The following is a 5,206-nucleotide window of genomic DNA, read 5'->3' on the forward strand; positions in this document are numbered from 1 at the left end:
TGGGTAGGTTTTTTAGATTTCGCGTTTTGGTTGACGCGGGGACGCGGGGACACGGGGACGCGGGGACGCGGGGACGCGGGGACGCGGGGACACGGGGACGCGGAGAAAGATTTCGGAACGAAAAAATAGGTTTTTTCAGACTGAATATGAAAAACCTACCCTTGAAAGGCAGGGAGCAGGGGAGAAATAACAACATTCCCAATTCCCAATTCCCCGTGGGCTGAGCGAAATCGAAGCCACGGGGAATTCCCCACTCCCCACACTTAATGGAAACTGGGCGCAAGTAAGGTTAAAATCGCAAGCAAAGTTAAAATCTGAAGTGGGATTATGAAAACTGCTGAAAAACTCGCTGCTGGTTGGCTACTAACACTCGGATTCATGTTTTTAACATTATCAGTATCGACGGTACTGGAAAAAATGACTGTGCAAAAATCAGTCACAATTCCTGTAAGTTGGGATGGCTCAGTTGAGTTTTCAGCAGTGAAGGATACACCAATATTTGATGAGACTGCGGCAGGTTTTCTGATGTTTGGCGTTCCTAGCACAATATTGGGAGGGTGGTTAACATTAGGTTTGTATCGCCAAAGTCGGCAAGAGAAAAAGTTGATTCAGCAACAACTAAGCGATCGCATTCAATCAACTTTCTATCAAATGCTACTAGAAAATGATGGACGGATAACCGTTTTAAATTTTGCGATCCAATCACAATTACCAGCAGCCACCGCTAGACAATATTTAGACGATAAAGCTAAAGAATTCCACGCGAATTTTCAGGTGAATGAGGAAGGAGCTGTATCATATCATTTTGATATCTAAAACTCACTCCACTTCACTTTCTTTGCCGATTAACAGCTAAGTCTCATGACGCAGATTTTTTTAAGTATAGCTGCCATTTTAGGCGGTTTGTCTGTTGCAGCTGGTGCTTTTGCTTCTCATGCATTGAGGGAAAAAATTAGTGAGCGATCGCTCTCAATTTTTGAGACTGGCGCTCGTTACCAAATGTATCATGCCTTGGCACTTTTGTTAGTAGCATTACTAATTAGTCGCACCGAATCACCTCCACCTAGCCTGATAGCAAGCGGATGGTTATTTATTATTGGCATTGCCATTTTTTGCGGCAGCTTGTACGCCCTGAGTCTAAGTGGTATTAAATCATTAGGAGCGATCGCGCCAATAGGTGGTGCAGCCTTTCTTGCGGGTTGGACTGCTTTAGCTTTTGCCGCTTGGAGTTTCAAGTAGTCAAGATGAGGAGCTAGGGACTAGGGAGATAGGGAAGCAGGGGGCTGGGGGAGCATAATCAATTCCCCCCATTCCCTATTCTCAAACGTAGCAGTAAGTCATGTAAAGCCGCTTTGGCTGAGGGTGCTTCAGGTAGCGTACTCGCTTCATGTGCTGCTTGCAATTGATTACGCAGTCGTTGATATTCTTGATGATGAAAACTCACATCAGCATCAGACAAAACAGATTTTTCTAAACCTGTCAACTTTTGGACAATTAAATCAGGAATATATGGTAAATCAAAAATTTCATTGAGCTTGATTATATTAGCTTCAATAATTCCTGTTTGCATCAAATAAATTCCAGTTAATAATACTCGATAAACATATAATAATGGCTTAACTCGACGGGGATATTCTTTTTCAAATAATTGCCATTGCGTTTTAGCAAAACCAAAGTAATGATAACAGTGATAGCGAGTTATACAACCTTGAACAATAATCTTTAATTCCTCATACTCTGAGGTGCTTTTTAAAATTAAAGGTGAATACAGTTGCTCTAGCACATAACCATTCTTTTTGAGCAAGAGCAAAAAGAATTTTTTCACCTCATGAGTTACTAAATCTATTTGTAATTTTTCTCGGATTTCTGAAATTTCAATAGTTTCACGCCCAGTATTTAAACCCACAACTTCTGTAACTGGTAAAATATGCACTCCCCGCAAATCATAGTCCGAATCTGGCGAAGGAAAACCATATAAATGAGAGCCGCTAAGAGTTGCAAATAAAAGTGGGTAAGGCTGTTGTTCAATAATTGTGTTAATATAATCCGGCAGATTCATAAATAATTCCACAAAATTAAATTAAATAGATATAGGAATCTGACTTGATTCATGAAATTATTTGCGTGGGCAGAGAGTGGGGAGTAGGGAGTAGGGAGTAGGTAATCAACCTTTTCAATGTATACGGAGTTTTTTCAGAAATCAAATATGAGTCCTATATAGCAATATTATCTAAGTTGTAAAAAAAATTTTTTAACTGAACCGCCTTAGACGCGTAGCGGCTTCCCACAGGTTAGACGCCAAGTACGCCAAGAGTAAGAGAGAAAATCGAGAGTTGAGAAATTTCACAAATGATTTATGACTGCTATATAATGACACTAAAAAAATCTTTGCCTCATTCCCAATTCCCCATTCTCCACCTCAAGAATAAAGACTTTCCGCTTTACAATATATTTTTATTGGCGGTTCAGTAAAATATTTAAATAAAGCTGGACATAGCCATCCTTCCATATTTTTTTGACTCCAGTAATACCAATGGCCGTTATATTCTTCTTTTAACCAAATTAATTCTGCTTGATAGCCGGGAAAAGGATTTGCAGAAAACAAAAGCTTAAAACCTTCATCCACATTCGGTATATCTTGAACCAAAACGTCAATCATCTCAGGTACGCCACTTACAAAAGGTTCTTGAACTAGCCTCGTATGTTCATCATCGAATACCCATGTTTGATGATGTCGATAGGGAAAAATTACCATCATGGAATTAGTCATTAAGCCACCTCTGTTTAAATTTATATATTGATCATGGTTAAGATATTTGTGGCGATCGCATTCTCTAAATATTAAATTTTAATTTTTTATACTAACTTACTTTAAGTGATGGGTTCTGCTGAGTAAATTTATCAAATAATCAGGAAATTCTCAGTTATACAGATTATTTTATAAAGCTATTAGGAGCTAATACATAATCATGTGTCGTTTACTTGCTTACCTCGGTTCACCAATTTACCTGGAACCTCTTTTGTATAAACCAGAACACTCGTTGATAGTTCAGAGTTATCAACCACAAGAAATGATTTCTGGAGTTGTCAACGCTGATGGCTTTGGTATGGGGTGGTATCATCATCAAAAAGATACTGAACCTTTTACTTACAAAAATACCCTGCCTATTTGGAATGATATTAATCTGCCAAGTTTGAGCCGTTACATCGAAACAGGATGTGCATTAGCATATGTTCGCAGTGCTACATTAGGTCAAGCTTTAGATTTAAGTAACTGCCAGCCTTTTAAATATCAGAACCTGTTATTTATCCACAATGGCCGAATTGAAAAGTTTCGCCAGACACTTTACAGGCCAATACGTAACCAATTAAACGATGAAATTTACCAGTCTGTTAATGGAACTACGGACTCTGAACACATATTTGCTTTGTTGCTGTCTTACTGGCAAGCTAACCCAGACAAAACTCTAGAGCAAGCCTTAAATATTACTTTGCGAGAACTGCTTGACTTAGCCCATACCTATAATACTTATGTTTCTGCCAACGTGGTGATCAGTGACGGGTATCGCCTCATAGCTTCTCGCTTTACTACAAAATCACCCGCACCTTCTCTGTATTTGTTAAAAAATGACCCTACTTTCCCCCAGTCTGTAATTATTGCATCCGAACCGCTATTTATTGGTCATTGGACTGCTTGCCCAGAAAATAGCATCATCAGTGTGGATGAAAACTGTGATATTAGAATTGAGAAAATTTAGTTTAAAAATAGGGAACTTGTAGTAAGCGGACTTGTGCTGAGCGTAGTCGAAGGAGTCGAAGTGTGAGGAATTGGAAAAGAGATTTTTATCCTTTCGTTATAGACCGTTGTCCGTCAATATATAGTTTGAAAGAGGCTATTTTTTTAGCTTTTAATGAATGTCGTCCTCAAACTTTGGCTCTATTTGAGAATATGGATGAAGGCATATTTCGCTGTCAGCCTCATCCCGACTTTAGCCCCGTTGGTTGGCATTTAGGACATATTGCTTATACTGAATCTTTGTGGTTGTTAGAACGTAGTGCAGGTAGTCCTTGTATGTTTCCGCAATATTGTAAGCTATTTGCGGCTGATGGTTTACCCAAATCAAAGCGCGTTCAATTACCAAATCTAGAAGAAATCCTTTATTATCTGGAAACAGTCAGAAAAAAAGTTCTGGAATATCTAGAAGTAGCTGATATTGAGCAGCAAGAAAGTCTTTGGCGGTTTTTGATTCAGCACGAAAGTCAACATTATGAAATTATTAGTTATGTATTGGAATTGGTGAAAATTCAACAGTTATCAGTAATCAGCGATCAGTTAGTTGTACTGGGCCAAGTCGATGTATCCGTTATCAATCATCAAATGATTCAAATCCCTGCTGGTGAATTTGAGCAGGGAAGTAACTCAATTAATGCTCTAGATAATGAACGTCCAGCACATAAAGTATATTTAGACACTTACTTAATTGACCGTTATCCTGTGACTTGTGGGCAGTATCACCTATTTATGGAATCTGGAGGGTATGAAAATTCTTGTTGGTGGTCGCAATCTGGCTGGGAATGGCTACAAAATGAACAGGTAACACAACCACTTTATTGGTGTAACGATCGCATTTACAATGATCACCCAGTTTGCGGTGTCAGTTGGTATGAAGCCGATGCATATTCGCGGTTTGTTGGCAAGCGACTACCCACAGAAGCTGAATGGGAAAAAGCAGCAAGCTGGGATGCAAAAGTCAACCAACGCCGCATTTATCCTTGGAAAAATGCAGCACCAATTCAACATTGTAATTGCGATCGCCTCATAGGTAAAACAACAGCGGTCAATGCCTATCCATCTGGGCAAAGTGCTTACGGCTTGTATGATACCTTGGGAAATGTTTGGGAGTGGACTGCTTGTTGGTTTGATGGTTACAGCGGTTTCCAAAGTTACCCTTACATAGGTTACTCACAAGTATATTTTGACCAAAAGCATCGCGTCCTTAAAGGTGGCAGTTGGGCAACTCGTCCTTGGGTGCTACGTCCTAGTTTTCGTAACTGGTATTATCCCAGCGTGCGCCAAATTTTTGCTGGGTTTCGTTGTGCTGCTACACCATGAGAGGGAACAGGGAACAGGGGGATGAGGGGGAGAAACACCAATTCCCCAGTCCCCAGTCCCCAGTCCCCAGTCCCCAGTCCCCAGTCCCCAGTC

Annotated in this window: 6 protein-coding genes; 4 read left to right on the plus strand and 2 right to left on the minus strand. The window is 40.0% G+C overall.

All coding sequences use genetic code 11. From position 1 onward, the window contains the following. The first annotated feature begins 327 nt into the window (after positions 1–327). Both AC5JMF_RS29100 and AC5JMF_RS29105 read left to right on the plus strand, forming a co-directional pair. Complete coding sequence (locus tag AC5JMF_RS29100; protein ID WP_495799181.1) at positions 328–816, plus strand: hypothetical protein; 489 nt, start codon at positions 328–330, stop codon at positions 814–816. Between the two features lie 45 nt (positions 817–861). Continuing rightward, complete coding sequence (locus AC5JMF_RS29105) at positions 862–1,239, plus strand: DUF423 domain-containing protein (protein ID WP_495799182.1); 378 nt, start codon at positions 862–864, stop codon at positions 1,237–1,239. A 58-nt stretch (positions 1,240–1,297) separates the two neighbouring features. Here the strand turns inward: AC5JMF_RS29105 and AC5JMF_RS29110 are convergent, their stop codons facing one another. Beyond that, positions 1,298–2,059, minus strand: coding sequence for a nucleotidyltransferase domain-containing protein (locus AC5JMF_RS29110; protein ID WP_495799183.1), 762 nt, complete (start codon positions 2,057–2,059; stop codon positions 1,298–1,300). Between the two features lie 360 nt (positions 2,060–2,419). Next, on the minus strand, positions 2,420–2,770 hold the full coding sequence (locus tag AC5JMF_RS29115) for a DUF6717 family protein (RefSeq protein WP_495799184.1): 351 nt from the start codon (positions 2,768–2,770) through the stop codon (positions 2,420–2,422). Positions 2,771–2,969: 199 nt separating this feature from the next. On the opposite strand from AC5JMF_RS29115, the gene egtC reads away from it, so the two are divergent. Together egtC and egtB are read left to right on the plus strand one after the other, a co-directional pair. Beyond that, a complete protein-coding gene (gene egtC / locus AC5JMF_RS29120; RefSeq protein ID WP_495799185.1) occupies positions 2,970–3,758 on the plus strand; it encodes an ergothioneine biosynthesis protein EgtC in 789 nt (262 codons plus the stop codon). A 98-nt stretch (positions 3,759–3,856) separates the two neighbouring features. Then, positions 3,857–5,113 carry an ergothioneine biosynthesis protein EgtB gene (gene egtB, locus AC5JMF_RS29125; protein WP_495799186.1) on the plus strand — a complete coding sequence of 419 codons (1,257 nt, stop codon included), beginning with the start codon at positions 3,857–3,859 and terminating at the stop codon, positions 5,111–5,113. The last annotated feature ends 93 nt before the right edge of the window (positions 5,114–5,206 follow it).

This window comes from Desmonostoc vinosum (genome assembly GCF_059505385.1).